21 protein-coding genes are annotated in these 21,401 nt (G+C 66.1%); 9 read left to right on the top strand and 12 right to left on the bottom strand.

Features of this window, described 5'->3' with window-relative positions; genetic code table 11:
* Positions 1 to 55 precede the first annotated feature (55 nt).
* Positions 56 to 1,267 (top strand): S1 RNA-binding domain-containing protein, encoded by a 1,212-nt coding sequence (locus KA712_18590; protein MCG5054977.1) that lies wholly within the window; start codon positions 56 to 58, stop codon positions 1,265 to 1,267.
* A gap of 202 nt (positions 1,268 to 1,469) precedes the next feature.
* The gene (locus KA712_18585) at positions 1,470 to 2,783 is read left to right on the top strand and encodes a HipA domain-containing protein (GenBank protein MCG5054976.1); all 1,314 of its coding nucleotides are present in this window, start codon (positions 1,470 to 1,472) and stop codon (positions 2,781 to 2,783) included.
* A gap of 19 nt (positions 2,784 to 2,802) precedes the next feature.
* Here KA712_18585 and KA712_18580 read toward each other — a convergent pair whose 3' ends face one another.
* Entirely contained in the window at positions 2,803 to 4,041 is a 1,239-nt protein-coding gene (locus KA712_18580) for a CAP domain-containing protein (GenBank protein MCG5054975.1), read from the bottom strand.
* 96 nt (positions 4,042 to 4,137) lie between these two features.
* Between KA712_18580 and KA712_18575 the strand changes: the two genes are divergently transcribed.
* Both KA712_18575 and fghA read left to right on the top strand, forming a co-directional pair.
* Positions 4,138 to 5,244: an S-(hydroxymethyl)glutathione dehydrogenase/class III alcohol dehydrogenase gene (locus KA712_18575; GenBank protein MCG5054974.1), complete on the top strand. Its 1,107-nt coding sequence runs from the start codon at positions 4,138 to 4,140 to the stop codon at positions 5,242 to 5,244.
* 9 nt (positions 5,245 to 5,253) lie between these two features.
* Positions 5,254 to 6,087: an S-formylglutathione hydrolase gene (gene fghA, locus KA712_18570; protein MCG5054973.1), complete on the top strand. Its 834-nt coding sequence runs from the start codon at positions 5,254 to 5,256 to the stop codon at positions 6,085 to 6,087.
* A gap of 15 nt (positions 6,088 to 6,102) precedes the next feature.
* On the opposite strand, the gene KA712_18565 is transcribed toward fghA, so the two are convergent.
* The 6 genes from KA712_18565 to KA712_18540 form a co-directional block, all read right to left on the bottom strand.
* Complete coding sequence (locus KA712_18565) at positions 6,103 to 6,615, bottom strand: hypothetical protein (GenBank protein MCG5054972.1); 513 nt, start codon at positions 6,613 to 6,615, stop codon at positions 6,103 to 6,105.
* A 49-nt stretch (positions 6,616 to 6,664) separates the two neighbouring features.
* Positions 6,665 to 7,480, bottom strand: a complete 816-nt coding sequence (locus KA712_18560) for an SDR family NAD(P)-dependent oxidoreductase (protein MCG5054971.1) — start codon at positions 7,478 to 7,480, stop codon at positions 6,665 to 6,667.
* Entirely contained in the window at positions 7,477 to 8,163 is a 687-nt protein-coding gene (locus KA712_18555; protein ID MCG5054970.1) for an SRPBCC domain-containing protein, read from the bottom strand. The genes KA712_18560 and KA712_18555 overlap by 4 nt, the downstream gene beginning before the upstream one ends.
* Before the next feature lie 59 nt (positions 8,164 to 8,222).
* Positions 8,223 to 8,780 (bottom strand): TetR/AcrR family transcriptional regulator, encoded by a 558-nt coding sequence (locus tag KA712_18550; GenBank protein MCG5054969.1) that lies wholly within the window; start codon positions 8,778 to 8,780, stop codon positions 8,223 to 8,225.
* A 112-nt stretch (positions 8,781 to 8,892) separates the two neighbouring features.
* Positions 8,893 to 9,300: a hypothetical protein gene (locus KA712_18545; GenBank protein MCG5054968.1), complete on the bottom strand. Its 408-nt coding sequence runs from the start codon at positions 9,298 to 9,300 to the stop codon at positions 8,893 to 8,895.
* On the bottom strand, positions 9,300 to 9,551 hold the full coding sequence (locus KA712_18540; protein MCG5054967.1) for an AbrB/MazE/SpoVT family DNA-binding domain-containing protein: 252 nt from the start codon (positions 9,549 to 9,551) through the stop codon (positions 9,300 to 9,302). Before KA712_18540 ends, KA712_18545 begins: the two co-directional genes overlap by 1 nt.
* Positions 9,552 to 9,708: 157 nt before the next feature.
* On the opposite strand from KA712_18540, the gene KA712_18535 reads away from it, so the two are divergent.
* The 4 genes from KA712_18535 to dbpA all read left to right on the top strand — a co-directional run bounded on the left by KA712_18535 (position 9,709) and on the right by dbpA (position 15,946).
* Entirely contained in the window at positions 9,709 to 11,043 is a 1,335-nt protein-coding gene (locus KA712_18535; protein MCG5054966.1) for a DUF1287 domain-containing protein, read from the top strand.
* Between the two features lie 66 nt (positions 11,044 to 11,109).
* Positions 11,110 to 13,029: a radical SAM protein gene (locus KA712_18530; GenBank protein MCG5054965.1), complete on the top strand. Its 1,920-nt coding sequence runs from the start codon at positions 11,110 to 11,112 to the stop codon at positions 13,027 to 13,029.
* 170 nt (positions 13,030 to 13,199) lie between these two features.
* Positions 13,200 to 14,468: a hypothetical protein gene (locus KA712_18525; GenBank protein MCG5054964.1), complete on the top strand. Its 1,269-nt coding sequence runs from the start codon at positions 13,200 to 13,202 to the stop codon at positions 14,466 to 14,468.
* 71 nt (positions 14,469 to 14,539) lie between these two features.
* Positions 14,540 to 15,946: an ATP-dependent RNA helicase DbpA gene (gene dbpA, locus KA712_18520; GenBank protein ID MCG5054963.1), complete on the top strand. Its 1,407-nt coding sequence runs from the start codon at positions 14,540 to 14,542 to the stop codon at positions 15,944 to 15,946.
* Between the two features lie 39 nt (positions 15,947 to 15,985).
* Here dbpA and KA712_18515 read toward each other — a convergent pair whose 3' ends face one another.
* Positions 15,986 to 16,810 (bottom strand): pirin family protein, encoded by an 825-nt coding sequence (locus tag KA712_18515; protein MCG5054962.1) that lies wholly within the window; start codon positions 16,808 to 16,810, stop codon positions 15,986 to 15,988.
* 159 nt (positions 16,811 to 16,969) lie between these two features.
* Positions 16,970 to 17,254: a hypothetical protein gene (locus tag KA712_18510; GenBank protein MCG5054961.1), complete on the bottom strand. Its 285-nt coding sequence runs from the start codon at positions 17,252 to 17,254 to the stop codon at positions 16,970 to 16,972.
* Positions 17,255 to 17,334: 80 nt separating this feature from the next.
* Here KA712_18510 and KA712_18505 point away from each other — a divergent pair, with 80 nt between their 5' ends.
* A complete protein-coding gene (locus KA712_18505; GenBank protein ID MCG5054960.1) occupies positions 17,335 to 18,885 on the top strand; it encodes an altronate dehydratase family protein in 1,551 nt (516 codons plus the stop codon).
* A gap of 33 nt (positions 18,886 to 18,918) precedes the next feature.
* Here the strand turns inward: KA712_18505 and KA712_18500 are convergent, their stop codons facing one another.
* The 3 genes from KA712_18500 to KA712_18490 all read right to left on the bottom strand — a co-directional run.
* Positions 18,919 to 19,587 (bottom strand): rhomboid family intramembrane serine protease, encoded by a 669-nt coding sequence (locus KA712_18500; GenBank protein MCG5054959.1) that lies wholly within the window; start codon positions 19,585 to 19,587, stop codon positions 18,919 to 18,921.
* 146 nt (positions 19,588 to 19,733) lie between these two features.
* Entirely contained in the window at positions 19,734 to 21,149 is a 1,416-nt protein-coding gene (gene hemN / locus KA712_18495) for an oxygen-independent coproporphyrinogen III oxidase (GenBank protein ID MCG5054958.1), read from the bottom strand.
* On the bottom strand, positions 21,100 to 21,401 hold a 302-nt coding region (locus tag KA712_18490; GenBank protein ID MCG5054957.1), incomplete at its 5' end, for a hypothetical protein. The genes KA712_18490 and hemN, both read right to left, overlap by 50 nt.

Genomic DNA, 21,401 nt, shown 5'->3' with positions numbered 1-21,401 from the left:
TGCGCGACCTGTTGTTGCCGCCAGGCTGCCGTTGCGGTAGAGCAGGCAGCTCTTCATGAAGCACGACGACAGCCCCGAAAAGGGCGCAGGCGAGGACGAGGATTTTGCGGCGCTCTTTGCTGCGGACGAGCGCAAGCAGGACAAGCGCCCCCGGCGCGTGAAGCTGGGTGACACGGTCACCGGGCGGGTGGTCTCCGTGGGGCCTGCGGGTGCGTTCGTGGACATGGGGGTGGGTTTGTCCGAGGCCCTCTTGCCCTACGACGAAATTCGCGACGAAGCGGGGCATCTCACCGTGCAGGTGGGCGACGAGGTGTCGGCCCGCGTGGTGGAGCTCGAGGGAAAAACCGGCTGCCCCGTGTTGCGCCGCTCGATGGCCAAGGGGGCCGTGGGCTCGGCGGAGCTTCAGCAGGCGGCGCGGCTGGGGTTGGCGGTGGACGGCACCGTCACGGGCGTCAACAAGGGCGGCGTGGAGGTGCAGGTGGCCGGCGTGCGCGGCTTCTGTCCGATCTCGCAGCTCGAGCTGCGCCACGTGGAAGATCCCACGCCCTACGTGGGCCAAAAGCTGCGGTTTGCGATCAGCAAGTACGAAACCGACGCGCGCGGCGTGAACTTGGTCTTGTCCCGGCGGGCGCTTCTCGAGGTGGAAAACCGGGAGCGCGCCAAGGAGACCCGGGCCAAGCTGACCCCAGGCGCCGTGATGACCGGCACCGTGACGTCGCTGCGTGACTTCGGGGCTTTCGTGGATCTCGGCGGCATCGACGGCCTGCTGCCGGCTTCGGAGATTGGGTACAAGCGGGGGACCAAGCCCTCCGACGTGCTCGCGGTGGGGCAGGTGATCGAGGTTCAGGTGCTGCGTGTCGAGGAGACGGGGGACGGCAAGCGGCCCGAGAAGGTGTCGTTGTCTCTCAAGGCCCTGGCTCCGGATCCCTTTCACGAAGCCGTGCTGAAGCCGGGCGCGCGGGTGCAGGGCACGGTCACCCGGCTCGAGGCTTTCGGAGCTTTCGCAGAGGTGGCGCCCGGTGTGGAGGGCCTCGTTCACATCAGCGAGCTGGGTAGGGACCGTTCGCTGCGCCACGCGCGCGACGCCGTGAAGGTGGGCGACGTGTTGGAGCTGACGGTGCTGGCCGTGGACGCGGACAAGCGCCGCATTTCGTTGGGCACGGGTACGCGCGAGGACGCGGTGGATCCGGACGCTCTGGCCGCGTTCCAGAGCGCGTCAGGCGGCCGCTTTGGCACCCTGGGCGACCTCTTCAAAAAGAAGGCCTGACCGGGGGCGGGCGTGGGCCCGACTGGCCCCTGGGCGTCAGTCTTCGTATTTGCTCTTTATCGTTTCATGAATCGTTTCAGTCTCTGCTATATTTTCGTATTAAGCAGTTGATATTCAAAGAAAAGTAAATGTAGAAAATCGTTTCATTATCATGTCATATGACGCGGAAGAGGCGCGTTGGGGGGCCTTTCGAGCCCTCCTCATGCGGGGCCCCTGTCGGCCCACGGATGCGATGCGCGTGCTCGATGTGAGCCGCCCCACCTTTTCGCGGCTCACGCGCACCTGGGCCTCCCGCCTCTTGGTGTCAGGGCGCGCCCGGGCCACCCGGTATCTGGGCGTACGCGAGATCCTTGATGCGGGACAGGCGGTGCCGGTCACCGAGATACAGCCGGACGGGACGTCTTTACGGGTGGCCGTGCTGCACGGCGTTCTTCCGCGGGCTTTTTGGCTCGCGTCCACGCAGGCCGCATCGGAAGGCTACTTCGAGGATCTGCCCTACGTGTTGCACGAAATGCGTCCGGCCGGGTTTCTCGGGCGCTTGATCCCCCGCCTGCACCCTGAACTCGGCTTTCCGCTCGACATCGGGCTTTGGACGGCGGACAACGTGGTGGCCTACTGTAGCCGCATGGGCTGGGACCTTCCCGGGAACCTGGTCTTGGGTGAGCCCGCCTGGAAGAAGTTCTTGGAAAGCACCCGGGCAGATGTCGCCTACGTGGCAGATGGGGAGCGCATGCGCCGCTATCCGAGCATGGCCGATGATGTGCTGGGTACGGGACAGGCGGGATCGTCGGCCGCAGGTGAGCAACCCAAGTTCCTCGTAGCGCGTTCCCAAAACGGACGCGCCGCGCTCGTGAAGTTTTCTCCTCCCACGACCAACGGGCTGGCCGAACGCATTTCGGATCTGCTCGTCGCCGAACACCTCGCCCTCGAGAGCATGCGCACGTACGGACAGGATGCCGCGCGCACGGAGCTTCTGTTTGCGGGCGGCCGAACGTTTCTCGAAAGCGAGCGTTTCGACCGCCTGCCAGGGCATGGCCGGCGGGGTGTCATCTCGCTGTTCGCCCTCGACGCTCAGTTCCTTGGCGCCTTGGATGGATGGATCTCCACCGCGGAGCGACTCTCCGTTTTGGGGGTCGTGCCAACGGATGCGGTGCTGACCGTTCGCTGGCGACAGCGTTTCGGGGAGTTGATTGGCAACACGGACATGCACGCGGGCAACTTGATGTTCTTCATGCAGGCCCTGAAGGTGCACGCCCTCGCACCCGCCTACGACATGAGCCCGGCTCGGTACGCGCCCCGGCAGTCGGAACTGCCGGAGCTTGCCCCTCTCGCACCGGTGTTTCCGGGGCCCGATGATGGCGCTGTCTGGGCCTCGGTATGCGAAGCCGCCGAGGATTTCTGGCGCGCGGTAGAGCGGCATGACGCCATCTCGCCGTCGTTCCGCGCGCTGGCGGCGCGCAACGCGCGTGTGGTTCGTCAGCAGGCGGAGCTGGCCCGACGCTTGCCGCGGGGGTAACGGCGAACCCAGGGGTGTGTCAGCGTGCGAAGAGCTGGGTGAGGTAAAGCACCGCGCGCGTATCGGGCTGGGTGACGGTGACGACGCCAATCCCGAGGCGCGTGACCTGGTCGTCCAAGATGTTGGCGCGGTGGGCGGGGCTGCTCATCAGGCTGGCGTGAATGTCGGCCAGGGAGGGGCCGCTGGCCACGTTCTCGAGAACGACCAGGGCGCCCGTGCCAGCCACGTCGACCCCGCGGCTCGTGGAGGTGCGGCTGTGCTGCACGGTCCCTCTGCGGGCCATGGTGCGGCTGTGTTCCAGGGCGGCGCCCGCCAGACGCCCGTCGCGCGTGACCGGGGGCTTGCCGAACGCGGCCCGCGCCTGGTTGACAGCCTCGAGAACCAAGGCCTGCGCCGCTTCGGGGTCCGTGGTTTCGGGGCGACCTGCCAGCACCAACTCGTGCTGCGTCGGGGGGGACACGCCACAGTGAACGGGAAAGTTGGCCAGCATCTGCTTTCCTTGCGCGGCCCGCGCGGCCACTTCCACGCGGTAAACGCCCGCGCCGGCGTCGCACGCCACCTGCGAGCGAAAGCTTGCTTTGAACACGCGCACCTCGGGCGCGCGCACCCGGCCGTCCGGCGTGGCGATGTGCACCTCGGGGCTCGCAAAACCTGACGACAGGGTACCGGCGATGAGAGCGCTGGCCTCGGGTGCGAGCTGGCGCGGCACGGGCAGCATCTGCACGGAGGGACGCGACAGCGCCAGCACGGCGCCCGTCTCGAACATGCCGTCGTCAACCGCCACCCCCACCCGAACCGGGGGCCCGGGCCCCAGCTCCGCGGCCAGCTCGGCCACCAGACGTTTGCGGACCTGGCTGTTACGGGCCACGACCTTCAACACCACCAGGTGGGGCGGCATTTCACCAATGCCGTGGTGGCTCATCAAAAACTCCTGCAGCCCCACGCTCGGCATCTGGTTGTGGTCGAGGTGCGGAAGCAGATCGGCCGAAAGACGCATCAAGCGCAGGTCCACCTCGGGCGGGGGGGCGTTTCGCTGTTTGGCCGCAATCGTCAGGTCGCGCAGGATTTGTTGAGCAAGTTCCTGTCGTAGCCGGGTGGTTTGGTGGGGCGCGAAGTAGTTGCGGGCCGCCGGCGCCGTGGGGGTCACCGTGGCCGCGGCCACAGGGGCAGGGCCGAGCCCGAGCCCCACGAGCGCCCCGAGCCCAACGAAAACGTAACGCCCCAGCCCTGGTGTGAACGTGCGAACGTCCTTGGTCACGGGATCAGGGTAACGGAACGGGGCCGGGTGTGCTCGTTTGCCTGTTCGGGGCGGGGCGGCTCTCGCCGAAGCGGGGATTCGACTAAACTGCCCCGCATGAAGACCAGAGCGGCGGTTGCGTTTGGGGCGGGCAAAGGCCTGAGTGTGGAACACGTGGACCTGCAGGGGCCGCAGGCGGGTGAGGTTCTGCTGGAGATCAAGGCCACGGGCGTTTGTCACACGGATGCCTTCACCCTTTCGGGAGACGATCCGGAGGGCGCGTTTCCCGTGATCCTGGGCCACGAAGGCGCAGGCGTCGTGGTGGACGTGGGGCCCGGCGTCAGGTCGCTCGCGCCAGGTGATCACGTCATTCCGCTTTACACGCCCGAGTGTCGGGAGTGTGAGTATTGCCTTCACCCTAAAACCAACCTCTGCCAAAAGATTCGAGGCACCCAGGGCAAAGGTCTCATGCCCGATGGCACCTCCCGGTTCTCCTTGGACGGTGTGCCCCTGCTCCACTACATGGGCTGCTCCACGTTCTCGAACTTCACGGTGTTGCCAGAAATTGCGGTGGCGAAGATTCGGCCCGACGCGCCCTTCGACAAGGTTTGTTACATCGGGTGTGGCGTCACCACGGGCGTGGGGGCGGTGGTGTTCGACGCGAAGGTGGAACCAGGCTCGAAGGTGGTGGTGTTTGGTCTTGGGGGCATCGGGCTCAACGTGGTGCAAGGCGCACGCATGGTGGGCGCCGACCAGATCGTGGGGATCGACATCAACCCCGAAAGAATGGCCATCGCCAAGACCTTCGGCATGACCCACTTCCTCAACCCCCTCGAGGTGCCCAACATCGTGGACGCCATCATCGAGCTCACGGGAGGCGGCGCCGACTACAGCTTCGAGTGCATCGGCAACACCACCACCATGCGGCAGGCCCTGGAGTGTTGCCACAAGGGCTGGGGCGAAAGCGTGATCATCGGCGTGGCGGGGGCGGGCAAGGAGATCTCCACGCGGCCGTTTCAGTTGGTCACTGGGCGCGTGTGGCGGGGCTCTGCCTTCGGCGGCGCCCGAGGCCGGACCGACGTGCCCAAGATCGTCGAATGGTACATGAACGGCAAAATCGACATCGATAGCCTGATCACGCACACGATGCCTCTCGCAAGGATCAACGAGGCGTTTGACCTGATGCACGCAGGAAAAAGCATCCGTAGCGTGGTCACGTTCTAAAGGATCGCCATGGAGACTCTGTCACGTCACAAATGCTTCGGCGGCACGCTGAGCTATCACCGGCACGCCGCCACCAGCACCGCATGCGACATGCGCTTTTCGGTGTTTGTCCCGCCGTCGCTCGATGAAGCGGCCCGACGGCCCGTGTTGTTTTTTCTTTCGGGTCTCACCTGCACGGAGGAAAACTTCACCGTGAAGGCGGGGGCCTACCGTATGGCGGCCGAGCTTGGCCTTACCGTGGTGGCTCCCGATACGTCGCCCCGGGGGGAAGGTGTGCCCGCGGGCGCGGGCGGCGACCTGGGTATGGGCGCAAGCTTCTACGTGGACGCAACGGCTGCCCTCTGGGCGCGCAACTACCGCATGGAGAGCTACATCGTGCACGAGCTGCCGCAGCTGTTGATCCAGCACTTTCCCGTGGACGAGGGCCGCATGGGCTTGTGTGGCCACTCGATGGGGGGGCATGGCGCGCTGACTTTGTTCCTGAAACACGCGGGGCGCTTCAGGTCGCTCTCGGCGCTGGCGCCGATCTGCGCGGCTTCCCAATCGGCGTGGTCCAAAAAGGCGTTTAGTCACTATCTGGGCGACGATCGCGCGATCTGGAGAGCGCACGACGCGTCCGAGCTGCTGCTGAAACACGGACCGGTGAACACACCCATCCTCATCGACCAGGGCTTGGCAGATCCGTTTCTCGATCGCCTGCAACCGGAGGTGTTCGAGGCGGCCGCCCGGCACGTGGGCCAAGCGCTCACGTTGCGCCGCCACGAGGGCTACGACCACGGCTACTTCTTCATTCAGACCTTCATCGCAGACCACCTGCAGCATCACGCCGCGCAGTTGGCGTGAAGGGGCCGGGCGTTCCTATTCGTCGCCTGCAAACAGCACGGACTCTATCTTCTGGCAGGCTTTGGCTGCCGCGATCAGTTCCTCCCGGCAGGGCACGAGCGCAGGGGTGCAGTCGATCTCCTCGCCATCGGGCCCAAAGCAGCAAAAGTCCAAGTCCTCGCCCACACCGCACAGGGAAGCGGTGCCGCTTTGTGGGGTGCCCAGGAGCTGATCGCACGAACCCGCAAGCCGGCAATCGTCAGCTGTGCGCAGCGCCTGCGCACAGGTGTCCATGTCGCGGCTCGTCCAACTGACCTCGTCCACGGCGGCTTCGACCGCAGCGGGCTCGAGGATGCTTTCCGCACAGACCTGCCCCGCTTCGGCGCTGCACAACCCCACGCGCGTGCAGTAGGTTGCCCAGTCGTTCACGTAGGTGGCCGCAAAGGTTTTTGCTGTGGTGGGCTCATCATCGCCGCCACAGGCCCCGGCGCCGAGGAATCCAAGGACCCAAAGCCCCGTCAGGAGGGGTGCGTTGCGTTTGCGTGCCATGGGCGGAGTGTATAGTGCGGCGCGCTTGCTTCGCAACGCCGGCGCGCTCTCATTGGGGCCGCTGACCCTCGGGCGTTTTGGTCATCGAGGCCATCACGGCCGCCATCACCCGCACGCGGCCCCACCTCGGCAAGAGGGCCAAAGACGCTTCGAGCAGCTTGGCCAGCCACCCCGGGCGCACCGTGGTCCGCCGCCCAAGCGCTGCAAGCGTGCCAGCGGCCACCTGGGTTGGTGTTTGTGCGAACCCCATGGTCATGTGCGCCCGCGCCGCAAAGCCGCTGTGGACGGGGCCCGGGGCGCTGGCGACGACGTCAACGCCCCGGGGGCTGAGCTCCAGCCGCAGCCCTTCAGCGAGTGACTGCACGTACGCCTTGGTTGCTGCGTAATGCGCGGCGCGGGGTACACCCTGAAACGCCACCAGCGAGCTCATGAGCACGAGGCCGCCCCGCCCCCGCGTGACGAAGCGTCGACCAAATGCGTGGCAAAGCGCCGTGACCGCGTGGCAGTTGACGGCGAGCATGTTCAGCTCATTGTCGAGATCGGCATCCAGAAACGGACCTCCCGTCCCAAACCCCGCCGCGGCGATGAGCAAACCCACGTCCAGATCCTGGGTGCCGGAAATCACGGCGGCGAGGCCTGCGGGGCTCCCGAGGTCCGCGGCCAGCACCCGCGTTTGAATCGGGTGCTCCCGTGACAGCTCCTCAGCAAGGGCCTGAAGGACCGGCTCGCGGCGGGCCACGAGAACCAAGGACATGCCGGCCGATGCCAAGCTGTGCGCAAACGCCCGGCCGATGCCGTCAGAGGCACCTGTCACGACGGCCCAGGGCCCGTACTGTTCGCGGAGCCGCCGCTGCAGAGACGTCATGGCGTTCCTTCCTGACCGGCGGCAAGAGGGCCTGCCTTGCCCGGCCCGGTCGCGTCCCGTGCGTGGGCGGCTTCAGCTTTCCTTTTGATCTCGGCAAGCCACACGTCATGGAGCCGGTGCAGTTTGTTGGGAATGAAGATCTTCTGCATGAAGGCCAGGAACCCAAACTGCGCTTCGTCCGTGACCAAACGGCATCCGGTCTCGGTGGGCACCAAAAGCCAGGCGTGGTAGCCCTTGATCGAGCGCTTGCGGGATTCCCAGCTCAGGCGCGTGGGCGGATGCCACTCTTCGACGGTGGAGGTGAAGTCGAGGCCCATCGTCGTCCACGTGAAGGACGCGGCTTCATGCAAACGCCCGCGGGAAGAGCGGACCTTGACGTCCTGAGCGCCTTCGTACCACGTGGGCCAGGCCTCGGCTTGAACGAGGATGTCCCAGACGACCTCGGGTGGTGCCAGCACCTCGGTCTCGTTGTGAACGAAGAAGGTGGCGTCCTCTGGCTGGTAGCTCTGGGGCCAGTGGATCTCTGCCGGATCGTCCGTCGTGGCAATCTGGTTCGCGCCTTGCCCGACCGGGGGCACGCTGGCACAAGCGGCCAGCATGACCAGCAAGACGGCGAGGGATCCGCGCGTCCTGATGCGCGGGGCCGATTTGACTTCGTCGTTCGTATCTTCAAGGCATTGCATGATGATCATCATTCCTTTGGGTGTGGCTTCACGCTCGTGTCTGGTTCTTGTGCGCTCGCCTAGCGAGTCACCGCTTGGTGCGCTGCTTTCAGCAAGCGTTCGGAAAGAGAGCGTTCGTCGAAGAGCCGACCGAGGACCACGGCGCCCACGATGGTGGCGGCGCGCACCAAGGCCTCGTCGCTCACCTCGAGGGTGGCGGCTTTGGGGGCGGCGCGCGGGCGCTCCCACAGCCTGACGAAGCCCCGCGCGATCTCCGCGAAGGCCTTACGCACGCGCGGGGGCTGTTTGGCGGCCTCCGTGCCAAGCGCGGCCAGGACGCAGCCGGATTCGGGATGGTCGAGGTGCGCCTGCGAGAGATAGCGGCCGAGGCTCTCCGAAAGGGGATGATCGGCCGCAAGCACGCCCGTGGCGGTCTCGTCTGCGGCAGCGCGTACGGCCGCCGCCAGCAGGTCGTCGCGATCTTTGAAATGCGTGTAAAAGCCGCCGTGGGTCATGCCGGCGTCTTTCATCAGGTCCGGAATGCTGACGCCGCTCAAGCCGTGGCGGCGAAGCGCACGCGACGCGACGCGTACAATGCGCGCCCGGACTTCGTCCTTATGCCCCGCCGGATATCGCATGATGACCATCATGGCATAACCTGACGGCGTTCGCAAACGGTCGCCCCTTGATGTTGCTATCGTCGCCAACACAATCGCCACCGGCGACGTGGTGGGCGCGTCAGCGTGGCGGCTAGGGCTCCACGACGGCGATGGTGGGATAAAACGAGCGGAAGTCACGAGGATTGCGTGTGATGATCCCCTCGTGCCTCAGCGCCAGCGCGCCAATCAGGGCATCCGCCACCGGTCTACGTTTGACGTTGCCGGTCCGCTTCTGCGAAACGTGGTGCGCCCATCCCCTGAAAGCCGCCAGGCGCTCCTGTTCACCAAACTCGTCGGCCACGGTCACGCCAACGCCTCTGAGGAATTCATCGAGCAAGCGAAGGGAGCCGTCGAACACCGGAGCGAGTTCGATGAACGAAACGGGCGATAGCAGCAAGCCGCTCGCCAGGTGCGCCTCCAAGCACCGCGCCGAGCGCTCCCCGAAAGTCGGATCGTCATCGGCGATGTCGATGAGAACGCAGGTATCAACCACCAGCACTACTCTTCACCCTCGCGAAGCTCGTCCATCCAACTCTTGGTCGTTCTGACCGCTCGAAACCGCCTTGCGAATCCTCGCATCGCCGAGGGGTTGGGGGACGCCGGGGGCGCGCGCCGGATGCGGACGCGCCACTCGTCGGGGCCAACGGCCTCCCACACGAGTTCGGTTCCCGGCGAGACCCCGTGCTCGCGACGCAAGCGCGCGGGAATGGCGCTCTGGCCGCGCTCGGATACCTTTGTTATGTCCGCCATCTGTACATGCTAGCATGTAAAGCGTACATGCCGCGAGGATGAGGTCCCCTAAGGAAATGGGGAAGGCACCTTCCGCGCCAACCGCATGCGATCCGCGTCATCAGGAGCGCTATGCTCGGTTTGGCCGCCCTTACGCTCGCCGGAGGCTCTCGCCTTGATGCGCTTTGCAGGTTTTGTCGCAGGTCTCGTGTTCACCGCTTTGTCGTGGGCGGCTGCCGCGCGAGGCGAAGCGCTGCCGCAAGAGGCAAACAGCCTGGCCACGCGCTTTTACACGCTCGCCCCCGTGGAGGTGCGTCGGGCGCCCTCGCTGCGGGCGCCGGTCGTTGCCCGTCTTTTCGCCAACGAGACCGTGTGGGTGATTGACCCGAACCTCAGGGACGGGGTGGGGCCCCCGATGGCCGAGGTGAAGGTGGGCCAGGCGCGTGGCTTCGTTCCTCGGGACGTCCTCTCCGACGTGGTCGTCGAGGTGTACAAGGCAGAGCGGCGCGCGGTTTTGCTGAAGGGAACCACGGTGGTGGAGAGCTTTCCGATCGCGCTGGGGGCCGACGCCCCTTCCGGCGACAAAGCGCAACGAGGTGACCGCGCGACGCCCGAGGGGCGCTTCTTCATCAGTCTGCGCGAAGAGGCCCCTTCACCCGAGCGCTACGGCGCGCGTTCGATGCTGCTCAGCTATCCCGCGGCCTCCCATGCACGCAAGGGCGTGGGCGCGGGGCTCATCGACGTGCCCTCGTACAAGCGGATCCTGACGCAGCTGCGTGCGGGCCACACCCCACAGCAGACCACGCGTCTAGGGGGTTCGATACGAATCCACGGCGGTGGCTCCCGTCCCGATTGGACCTTGGGGTGCATTGCGCTTTCGGACGAGCACGTCAAACGCCTGTTTGCTCTGACCGCGCAGGGCACACGGGTTGACGTCTTTTCTTCACGCCAAGCGGCCGAAGAGGCCCGAACGCACCTGGCGGCGCGGATCGAAGCGGGAGCCCGGGAGCAGCTGACACGACCCGCGCTCTACACCGAGCGGGCCATGAGCTATGCGCGGCTTGCGTATCCCGGGGGGGACATTCCGCCAGACCATGCCGTCTGCAGTGACATCGTCGTGAGGGCGATGCGCGCGGCAGGGCTCGATCTGCAAGCGCTCGTGTACGAGGATCGTCTGCTGCGGGCCGCCGCCTACCCGCGCACCCGGGCTCCCGATTGGTCGATCGATCATCGGCGCGTGAAGAACCTGGTGACCTTTTTCGATCGCTTCGCCGAACCCGTGCCGCTCGAAGAGACTCCGTTTGCGCCTGGCGAAATCGTGTTCTTCGAGACGGGCATCGCCAATGGCTCGCCCTACGATCACGTCGGCATCGTGTCGGGGGCGCGGGCTTCACCCTCCGTCATCAACATCTGGGCGCCCGGCGCGCACACCGCGTCCATGCCGCTGCTGGGGCAATCCTACCCCGTCGTCACGGCCCGCTATCGCCTCTCGGCGCGGCTTCGGGGGTGGTGACCTCCGCCCGGAGTCGGCGGCGAAGACGACGCTGGCTTGACCGCAGGTGGTAAATTGCCGCAGCCCATGCGCATTCTCTTGATCACCCCGCCCATGATTCAGCTGAACACGCCGTATCCCGCCACGGCGTACCTCACGGGGTTTCTGCGTCACCAGAGTGAGGTTCCCGGGGTCGTGGTCGCGCAGGCTGATGCCGCGCTGGCTTTGTTTTTGCGTGTCTTCAGCCGGCAAGGCCTGACGGCTGTGCGGGCAGAGCTCGAGCGCCAAGCCGGCAGCTCTCCCCCCTCGCCGTCGGTGAGCTTTTTCCTGGAGAACGCCGAGCGCTACATCGACACCGTGGATGCCGCCATCAAGTTCTTGCAAGGCCGCGATCCCACCTTGGCTCTGCGTATCGGCGGGCGTGACTTCTTGCCGGAAGGCCCGCGCTTTGGCGCGCTCGAAGGCGGAGGTGATGACCAACTGGCGTGGGCGTTCGGAACCTTGGGGACCGTCGACCAGGCCAAGCACCTTGCCAGCTTGTTCGTGGATGACCTGGCCGACGTCATGCGCACCGGCATCGATCCCAGGTTCGAGCTGTCTCGCTACGCCGAATCCCTGGCGGATAGCACCCCCACCTTCGAGCCTCTGCGGCAGGCGCTCGAAGGGCCGCCCACGTTGATCGATACGTGGCTCGATGAAATCACACGCGCGCTCGTTTCGGAACACGAGCCGGAGCTCTTGGGGTTGACCGTGCCCTTTCCGGGAAACGTGTATGGTGCGTTTCGCATCGCCCGGGCCGCGAAAGCCCTCATGCCCAAGCTTCGGGTGGTGCTGGGCGGTGGCTACGTGAACACGGAGCTGCGCACGCTTCGCGAGCCCCGTGTCTTCGACTACGTCGACTACATCACCCTCGATGACGGAGAACGGCCCTTGCTCGCGCTCATCGCTCATCTGCAGGCGGCTGCGTCCCCGCGCCCACCCCTGTTTCGCACGTTCGCGCGTGAAGGGAACGAGGTGGTGTTGCGAAGCAACGAAGAGATGCACGACGTTTCCCATCGCGACATCGGCACACCCACCTACGAGGGCCTGCCCCTGCGTGAGTACGTTTCGCTCTTCGAGATGCTGAACCCCATGCACCGGCTCTGGTCGGATGGCCGCTGGAACAAGCTGACGGTGGCTCATGGCTGCTATTGGAAAAAGTGCAGCTTCTGTGACATCTCGCTCGATTACATCGGGCGCTACGATCCCGCCAGCGCCGATGTCCTCGTGGATCGCATCGAGGCCTTGATCGACGAAACCGGACAAACGGGTTTTCACTTCGTCGACGAAGCCGCCCCGCCTGCAGGCTTACGCGCGCTGGCGCAGCGGCTGTTGGAGCGGCGGGTGGTGATCACGTGGTGGGGCAACATTCGCTTCGAAAAGACGTTCACACCCGAGCTGGTCGAGCTTCTGGCGCGCTCGGGCTGCGTGGCAGTCAGCGGTGGACTTGAAGTGGCCTCCGACCGGTTGTTGAAGCTCATGCAAAAAGGGGTGACCGTGGCGCAGGTGGCGCGGGTCACGCGCGCGTTCACGGAGGCCGGTGTCATGGTTCACGCCTACCTGATGTACGGGTTCCCGAGCCAAACCGAACAGGAGACCATCGATGCGCTCGAGCGTGTGCGCCAGCTCTTCGAGGAGGGGTGCATTCAATCGGCGTATTGGCACCGCCTGGCTGCCACGGCCCATAGCCCCATCGGTCTTGCGCCCGAGCGCTTCGGCATTCGCCTGCATCCCCAGCCTGAGGTTCGTTTTGCACGCAACGAACTGGCGTTCGTGGATCCGACCGGGACGGATCACGACTTTCTCGGCCGAGGGCTGCGCAAGGCCCTCTACAACTACATGCATGGCCTGGGCTTCGATGCGGACGTTCGGTCCTGGTTCCGCGACCCTTCCGATCGTCGGGCCCGACGTGTGCCCCCCACACGCGTGGCTCCCGATCTCGTACGCCAGGCGCTGACGGAACGATAAGCATCACCTGCCTCGTAGCCGTCGTGCGCCCGGCCGGGGGTCGCATGAGGCGGCAAAACAGCGGGTTTTCGGCGTATGGCAAGCGGCGCCGTTTTTCTTAGTGACGGCAGCCCGCGGTGGCCTGACAAGAAAAAGCGGTATGCCTTCACAATTCTAGACGGAGGGCGAGGATGATGTTGCCCGCGCTTGCCGATGCCGCGGGCGCCGGGTCTAATTTCGAGACCATGCGATGTTTCCGTCTGCCGGCGATGGTGCTTACGTTGCTTGCGGGCTGCGGCCCCACCGGAGGCAAGCTGCCGCCTCCAGACGGTGCGGGTGGAGCCCCCTCCCCACCGGTCATCGACTTCGAGCTTCCACCCACGTTGTCGCCGCCTTCGGGAGACAACGCCCCCAAGCCTCCTGACGAGTCCAATAACTGTGGTGTCGTCAAACAGGCCGTCGCACGAAAAGCCTCGGACGTCTTGGTCGTTCTCGATCGCTCCCATTTCATGTTCTCGGCGAAGACGGACGGCGAATCCGTTGACCTGCGGGGAGATACGGACGCTCCCACGTTTCGTCCCCTTTGGGACGAAGTGATCTCGGCCTTGCAGAAAACGGTCGTCTCTCAGCCTGTGGGCCTGCGGTGGGGCGCACTGGTGTATCCGGTGACGTCCGCTGAGATCCCCGCCACCCTCTCGGGCGTCCTGCAGTCGGGATGCGCCACCGAGTCGGTGGCATCGACACCCGCCATTCCCCTGGGGTCACTCGATAGCGTTGCCTTCGCCGACGCCCTGGCGAAGGTAGAACGCGTCAAGAGAGGGGATCCCGTCCCCAACGGCGGCGATTTCTGGCGTCCCGTCGCGTTGGCGGTCACGCGCGGTACAAACATTCTGCTCGAGGCAAAGGGGCCCCAGGATCAGTTCATGATTCTGGTGGCATCCCAGCCCCCTACGTGCCGGAACACCGAAGGCAACTACGAGAGCCGTGCGATCGTGAAGCAGGAGGCCGTTGATGCTGTGCTCGCGGCCCGAATGAAAGGGATCCAGACCTTTGTCATGGGCGTGGCCGCCGTGTTGGACGGTGGCGGGCCTGATGATACCGCCGTCGAGTTCTTCAACCAGATGGCCGAAGCGGGCGGCCGGGCACGGCCGAGCGGCTTGAAGTTTTACGCACCCGAAAAGGGTTTGGCGGTCACCGAGAGCTTTGGCTCGATCGCCAACATGGCCATGTCTTGTCGGTTTCCTCTTTCGTCGTTGCCGCCAGATGCGGGCAACGTTTTGGTCCGGTTCGGGGGCCAGGACGTCACGCGCGACGACAAGCAAGCGAACGGGTGGTCGTTTTCGCCCGACGGCAAGACCATCGAGCTTTGGGGGGCCGCGTGCGATGCGGTCCGTGCCAGCACGAAAGACACTCTGGATGTTTACTTCGGCTGCCCCGGCGAGACGATCGTGGTCCTGTAGGAACGCCGGCAGGCGCTGCCCATCACACGATCGCCGCTCCAAGGGCTGCCAAATGCGCTAGCTATGCGCGCATGCCTAGCTTTGCCGATCTGGGGTTACCCGAGCCTCTCGCCCGCGCCACGACCGTTTTGGGTTTCGATACCTTGACGCCCATCCAGGCGCACAGTGTGCCCGTGATGCTGGCCGGCCAGGACGTGATCGCGCAGGCCACGACCGGGAGCGGCAAAACGGTGGCGTTTGGCTTGGGTGTGCTGGCACGGGTGCGGCCTGAAGACGCACGGGTACAGGCCCTGGTGTTGTGCCCCACGCGCGAGCTTGCCGAGCAAGTCAGCGGCGAGTTGCGCCGCTTGGCAAGGTTCATTCCGAATGTGAAGCTCGTGACCCTGTGCGGGGGTGTGCCCGTGCGCACGCAAACGCCCTCCCTCGTGCCCGCCCCGCAGATCGTGGTGGGGACCCCCGGCAGGCTCCTCGATCATCTCCGGCGCGACACCCTCGATTTGTCAGGTTTGCAGGTTCTCGTTTTGGATGAGGCGGATCGCATGTTGGACATGGGCTTTCTCGATGCCATCGACGACGTGGTCAAAGCCGCACCGCGGACACGCCAAACCTTCTTGTTTTCGGCGACCTATACGGACGAGGTTCGTCAGGTCAGCCGGCGCTTTCAAACGAAGCCCGCCGAGATCACGGTGGCTGCTCATGAAGCCGCCCCCGCCGTTCGCCAGGTGTTTCATGAAGTCTCACCGGAAGAGCGCCTGACGGCCTTGCGCTCGTTGCTGCTGGCAGCTGCCGGAGAGTCCGCGCTGGTGTTCTGCCATACCCGCAAGGACACGCGTGAGGTCGCGGCCGCGCTGCGCGCCGATGGGTTTGCGGCGCTGGCTCTTCATGGTGAGCTCGAGCAGCGTGAACGCGATGAGGTGTTGCTGCGCTTTGCGCATCGAAGCTGCACGATCTTGGTGGCCACCGACGTGGCGGCGCGCGGTCTCGACATCAAGGGGCTTCCCCTGGTGATCTCCTGGGAGCTGCCCCTCGATCCCCACATCCACGTGCACCGCATCGGCCGCACGGGGCGCGCGGGGCAGGAAGGGCTGGCTTTGGCTTTGTGTGCGCCTGGCGAGCGCGACCGTGCGGCGGCGATCGCTCTTCCGCACAAGCAGGCTCTGTCGTGGGAGCCCTTGCCCCCGCTGCCGGAAAACCGAACCCCGCCCGCGGCCCCTCGGGTCACCTGGGTCGTCGAGGGCGGGCGCCAAGACAAACTGCGTCCTGGCGATCTGTTGGGAGCCTTCGTGGCGGAGTTCGCGCTGACCGGGGACGCCGTGGGCAAGATCGATGTGGTCAAGGAACGTGCGTACATCTCCCTCGCGCCGGCGTTCACGTCCGAGCTCCAGGCGAAGCTGAAGGCGGGTCAGGGCAAGGTCAAAGTGAAGGGCAAGCTGTTTCGTATGTCGCTGCTGGCAGATCCGAGCCGAGGCCGCTCGTAAGGGGCAAAGGGGCACGGTCTTGGCCCCTGCGGGGCGTTCTCAGTCCTCGAGCTGGCCGAACTTGCCCTGCTGCAGGTCCAAGAAGGCCTGTTCGATCTCGCGCTTCGTGTTCATCACGAAGGGACCGTACTGAACGATGGGCTCGGCGAGGGGCTCGCCACACAGCACGAGCAGCTGCGTGTCGGTGCCGGCCTCCATCTCGATGTGGTCCCCCCCCTTGCCAAAGACGATGAAGTCGTTTTGCGCCGCTCGTTCCCCCCCGGGGAGCGTGACGTCGCCTTTCATCACGAGCGCTGCCGCGTTCCACGACGGCGGGATCGGCAGGTGGAAGGGGGCGGCTGCGTTCACGTGAACGTCGAGCACGCTCATGGGGGAAAACGTCAGGGCGGGGCCCCGCGTGCCCGCATATTCGCCCGCGATGATGCGTACGTGGCCGGCCGCGTTCGGCAACGCCACCTGCCCCATCTGGCTGGCGGTGAGGGCCTGGTAGCGCGGAGGATCCATCTTGTGCTTCGCGGGCAGGTTCACCCAGAGCTGGGCCATGTGGAAGGTGCCGCCTTGCCGCGCGAAGCTTTCCTCGTGGTACTCCTTGTGGAGCACACCCGAGGCTGCCGTCATCCACTGCACGTCGCCAGGGCCGATGACACCCCCGCCGCCGCTGCTGTCGTGGTGGGCCACTCGTCCCTGCCAGGCCAGGGTGACCGTTTCGAAGCCGCGGTGCGGGTGCACGCCCACACCGCGGGCCCGCGCCGCAGGCTCGTAGGTGTAGGGGGGGTGATAATCGAGCATCAAGAAGGGGTCGAGGCGGCGGGCGGCGTCGGGGATGAGCGAAAAGTATCCGGCCACGCGAAAGCCGTCCCCCACCCAGTGAAGCGGCGGGCTCGGGTAGATTCCGAAGGGGCGCCGGGCTCGTGCCGGGTCAGGCGCAGGCGAGGCGGGGGAGGGCTCACCCTCGGGAGGGACGGACGTGGGGTTCATGGCTCTCCTCTTCGCAAAAAAGAGCGGGGCCTGCCGGCGGGCCGCTCAGGAATCGGACCGGGGGTCGAGCACGGGCAGGTGGGTGCGTGCGCGGGCCGGCGCAGCGGCCGTCCCGGGCTCGTCGAGGTCGTCGTCGGCCGCAAGCGCCTCGTGAGGGTGGGGGCCTTTGCCCTCGGCCGCACAGCGGGCTTGTTTGGCGGGGCTGCACCCGCAGGCGCCCGTGGAGCCACCGCACGAGCCACGCAGCGCCTTGCCCTTGAGCATGACGCCTATGGCCATGAGTGCCATCAGCAGGCCCAGAACCAGAGCAGTCGCGAAGATCGTTTGCAAGGGGCGCCTCGGGGCCAAATCATAACGCGTGGGCGGTGGCTCGCCACGCACTTGTCGCGTTGTTAGAGTGCAGCACACGCATGAAGGTTTCGTCACTCAGTCCCGTTTTGCGTTTGCACCCCGAAGACCAGGTCGTGATTGCGCGGCGCACGCTGCCGCCCGGGACCGAGGTCGAAGAGGGGGGGGCCGTGCTTCGTATCACCACCGAGGTTCCGGCAGGACACAAGCTCGCCACTGCCGCCATCCCTGCGGGAGGGCCCGTCCGGCGGTACGGCCAAGTGATTGGCTTTGCCACCCAGCGCATCGAGCCTGGTGAGCATGTCCACCTGCACAACTTGGGCTTTCGTGACCTCGACCAGCAGCACGCGTTTGGTGTCGATGTGGCGCCGACCGCGTTTGCCCCTGCCGGGGCCACCTTCGACGGCTTCGTCCGCGCCGATGGCCGCGTGGGCACCCGGAACTACGTGGGGATTCTCACCTCCGTCAATTGTTCGGCCACCGTGGCCCGCATGATCGCCGATGAGTTTCGGCCCGCGCCTCGGGGTGGGGACAACCCGCTCGCGGCGTTTCCGTTCGTGGATGGCGTGGTGGCGCTCACGCACAAACTCGGGTGCGGCATGGGCACGGGTGAAGGGCTGGATGTCTTGCGGCGCACGATCGCCGGCTTTGCGCGCCACCCGAACTTCGCGGCGGTGATCGTGGTGGGGCTCGGCTGCGAGGTCAACCAGGCGCCCGAGCTGGTACGGGTGGGCAAGGTGGGGGAGGTGAGGCCCCGTTTGCCCGTGTTCACGATTCAAGCGGAGGGGGGCACCCGCAAGTCGGTGGCCCGTGGGGTGGCTCTCGTGCGCGAACTCTTGCCCGAGGCGAACCAGCACCGGCGCCGCCCCGTGCCGCTGTCGCACCTGACCGTGGGTCTGCAGTGTGGCGGCTCCGACGGGCTTTCGGGCGTCACGGCCAACCCGGCGCTGGGTGTGGCTTCGGACCGGGTGGTGCAACACGGCGGCAGCGTGATTTTGGCGGAGACCCCCGAGACCTATGGCGCCGAACATCTGCTCACCCGCCGTGCCGTATCGCCCGAGGTGGGCCAGAAGCTGGTCGACCTCATGGCCTGGTGGCGCGACTACGCGGAACGCAACGGCGGCGATCTCGACAACAACCCTTCGCCGGGCAACAAAACCGGCGGCATCACCACCATCCTGGAAAAGTCGCTGGGGGCGGCAGCCAAGGCGGGCACCACGAACCTGGTGGACGTGCTCAGGTACGCCGAATCCGTGAAAAAACCCGGGCTGAACTTCATGGACAGCCCCGGCTACGATCCCGTTTCGTCCACAGGTGAAGTGGCTTCGGGTGCGAACGTGGTGTGCTTCACCACGGGGCGCGGCTCGGCCTATGGCTGCGTGCCCACGCCCTCGTTGAAGCTGGCCACGAACACCGCTCTTTTTACCTACATGGAAGAGGACATGGACATCAACTGCGGGAGCATCGTGGACGGCACCGAAACCCTCGAGGCCTGCGGCGAACGCATTTTCCAGCAGATCGTCCGCGTGGCGAGCGGCGAAAAGACGAAGAGCGAGCTTCTCGGCTATGGTGAGGCAGAGTTTGCGCCCTGGCCCCTTGGCGCCGTGATGTGAGCGCGTGACGGCCGCTTCGACGCGCGGCCTCGTTCAGTTCTTTCGGTTCTTTTCGTTTTCGGCGTGCCAGTCTGCGAACGAGAACACCTGGGCGGGCCCTCGTTGTTTTTTCGTCGCCGGCGGAGATCCCCGCCGCAGGCGCCAGCCGCTCATCACCACGAACCCCAGCGCTTCCGCGATGAAGTGGGGGACGAAGGGGGCCAGCCCCACGAACAATGCGTAGAGCACGGTAATGCCCACGGCCACTTGAGCCACGCGAAGGCCTGTCAGCGAAAAACCGCCCAGAAAATGCAAGGAGCGGGTGCGAAACACAAGGCCCCACATCACGATCAACCCCGACAGCACCGGCCACGCCCCTGCGGCGCCCAGCCCCGGCCACAGCAAAGCCAGCCCTGTGGTGAGCACGCCCGTGACCAGGGTCAGCCCAAGCGCGCGCAGCAAAAAGCGACTTTGCCCCCACTGTTCGGTGAGGTCGCGTCCCACCCAATAAAGCGCGTAGCAGGAGAACAGCAGGCCGAGCGGGTCGCCTTCCAAAAAGGGCCAGGTGACGAGCCGCCAGAGCTGCCCCTGCACAACGGCCGAGGGCAGCAGCACCAAGAGCGCCCCGAGCGACACGCTGGCGTTGCGGCTGGTCACCGCGGCCGCCACCGACACCACCAGCACGAGTGCAATCAGCAGGGCGACGGCGCGCGGCATGCGCACGGGTCCAAGAGTGAAATCTTTGTGTCGAGGCCGCGACGGCATACCCCCAACCATAGCGCGTTTCGCGCAGCCTGAAGCGGGCCTATCTCGAAGAGCCCCGTCGCGACACGGCTTTTTCCAGGTCGCGTCCGGTACCCCCGCGCCGCTCAGATCGTGCGCGAAAAGCGCGCCGGGGCGTGGGCGGCCTGTGCGGGCAGAGTGGGCAGATGGGCGTCGAAGACCATGCAGATGTTCCGCATGACCCAGCGCCCGCGCGCGGTGACCACCAAGTCATGGTGGGCGTCGATCGTCAAAAGACCGTCGTCCACCAGCGGCGCCAGCGCGGCGAGCTCGGGGGCAAAGGCGGTGGCGAAGTCGAGGCCGTGGCGGGCAGACAGGGCGCGGGCGTCGGTGCGGCCGTTGCACATGAGCGACATGATGATGTCACGCCGCACGCGATCGTCCGGGGTCAGCACCACCCCGCGCGTGGTGGCCAGCTCACCGGCCTCGATGCGGCGCCGGTACGCGGGCAGGTGAGAGTCGTTTTGCGCATAGGCATGGGACACATCGCTGATGGCCGACATGCCGAACGCCACCACGTCGGTTTCGGGCTTCGTGGTGAACCCCATGAAGTTACGACGAAGCGTGTGCCGCTCGTGGGCGCGCGCCAGTTCGTCCTCGGGCTTGGCGAAGTGATCGAGGCCGACGAAGGTGTATCCGGCTGCCTCGAAGCGGCGGGCGGCCTCCACGTAAAGCGCCAGCTTGTGGGCCGGTGCAGGAAGCAAGGCCACGGGCATCTTGGCTTGATGGGGCCGCAGATGCGGGACGTGGGCGTAGCTGAACAGTGCGACGCGATCGGGTCCCAAGGCCACCACCGCATCGATCGTGGCGGCGAAGCTCTCGGCGGTCTGCAGGGGCAGGCCGTAGATGAGATCGACGTTGATCGAGGAGAACCCTGCCTTGCGACAGGTCTCGAAGAACGCCGCGGTTTGTTCCTCGGGCTGCACTCTGCCGATGGCCTCTTGCACGTCGGGATCGAGATCCTGGACGCCCAGTGAGATCCGATCGAAGCCCAGGGCGCGCAGGGTGCCGAGGTGCTCCGGTGTGGTGACCCGCGGGTCCACTTCGACCGATCGCTCGGCGTCGTCTGCGAACGAGAAGGTGCGCGCGACGACCTCGCCGAGCCGTTCGAGCTCGGCGGGGGCAAGGTACGTCGGCGTGCCGCCCCCGAGGTGAAGCTGTACGACGTTGCGAGACGGGCCGAGGTGGCGCGCCACGAGCTCGATCTCCCGCTCGAGCGTGTCGAGGTAGGGCACGACGATCTCGTGTTTGCTGCTGATGACCACGTTGCAGCCGCAGTAGAGGCAGCGCTGCCGGCAGAATGGCAAGTGCACGTAGAGCGACAGGGGCGCCGCTACGCCCTGGCGCTGTGCCGCTGCCCAGTCATCGAGGCGTGCCGCGTAGTCGCTGGGGCCAAACCCTTCGTTCCAGGCAGGGACGGCGGGATAGCTCGTGTAGCGGGGCCCGGGCCGATCATAGCGGTTCACGAGGGCGGTGATGGCTTCGGGGCTGAGCGTCTCCACCGTTCGAGTTTAGCCCTGCCGCTGCCGAGGCCAAGCGCGAAGGAGGTGCTTTTCGCCGCGAAAACCGCCGCCATAGCAGGGTGCCGGCCACGGGGATCCCGATCGGCGCGAGCACTGCGGGGGCCCAAGCGCCCTTCGGCAAAAAGTGCGCACCACTTGCGACCAGGGCGAAGGCGTAGAGCGCGTCGCCCGTGATGCAGGCGAGAAAAAAACGCTGCCAGGGCATGCGTGCAGCACCCGCACTCAGCGCCG

The sequence above is a fragment of the Myxococcales bacterium genome, assembly GCA_022184915.1.
Lineage (GTDB): Bacteria > Myxococcota_A > Polyangia > Fen-1088 > Fen-1088 > JAGTJU01.
Note: the sequence above shows the minus strand (reverse complement) of the source record. Positions and strands in the feature narration are given on the sequence as shown.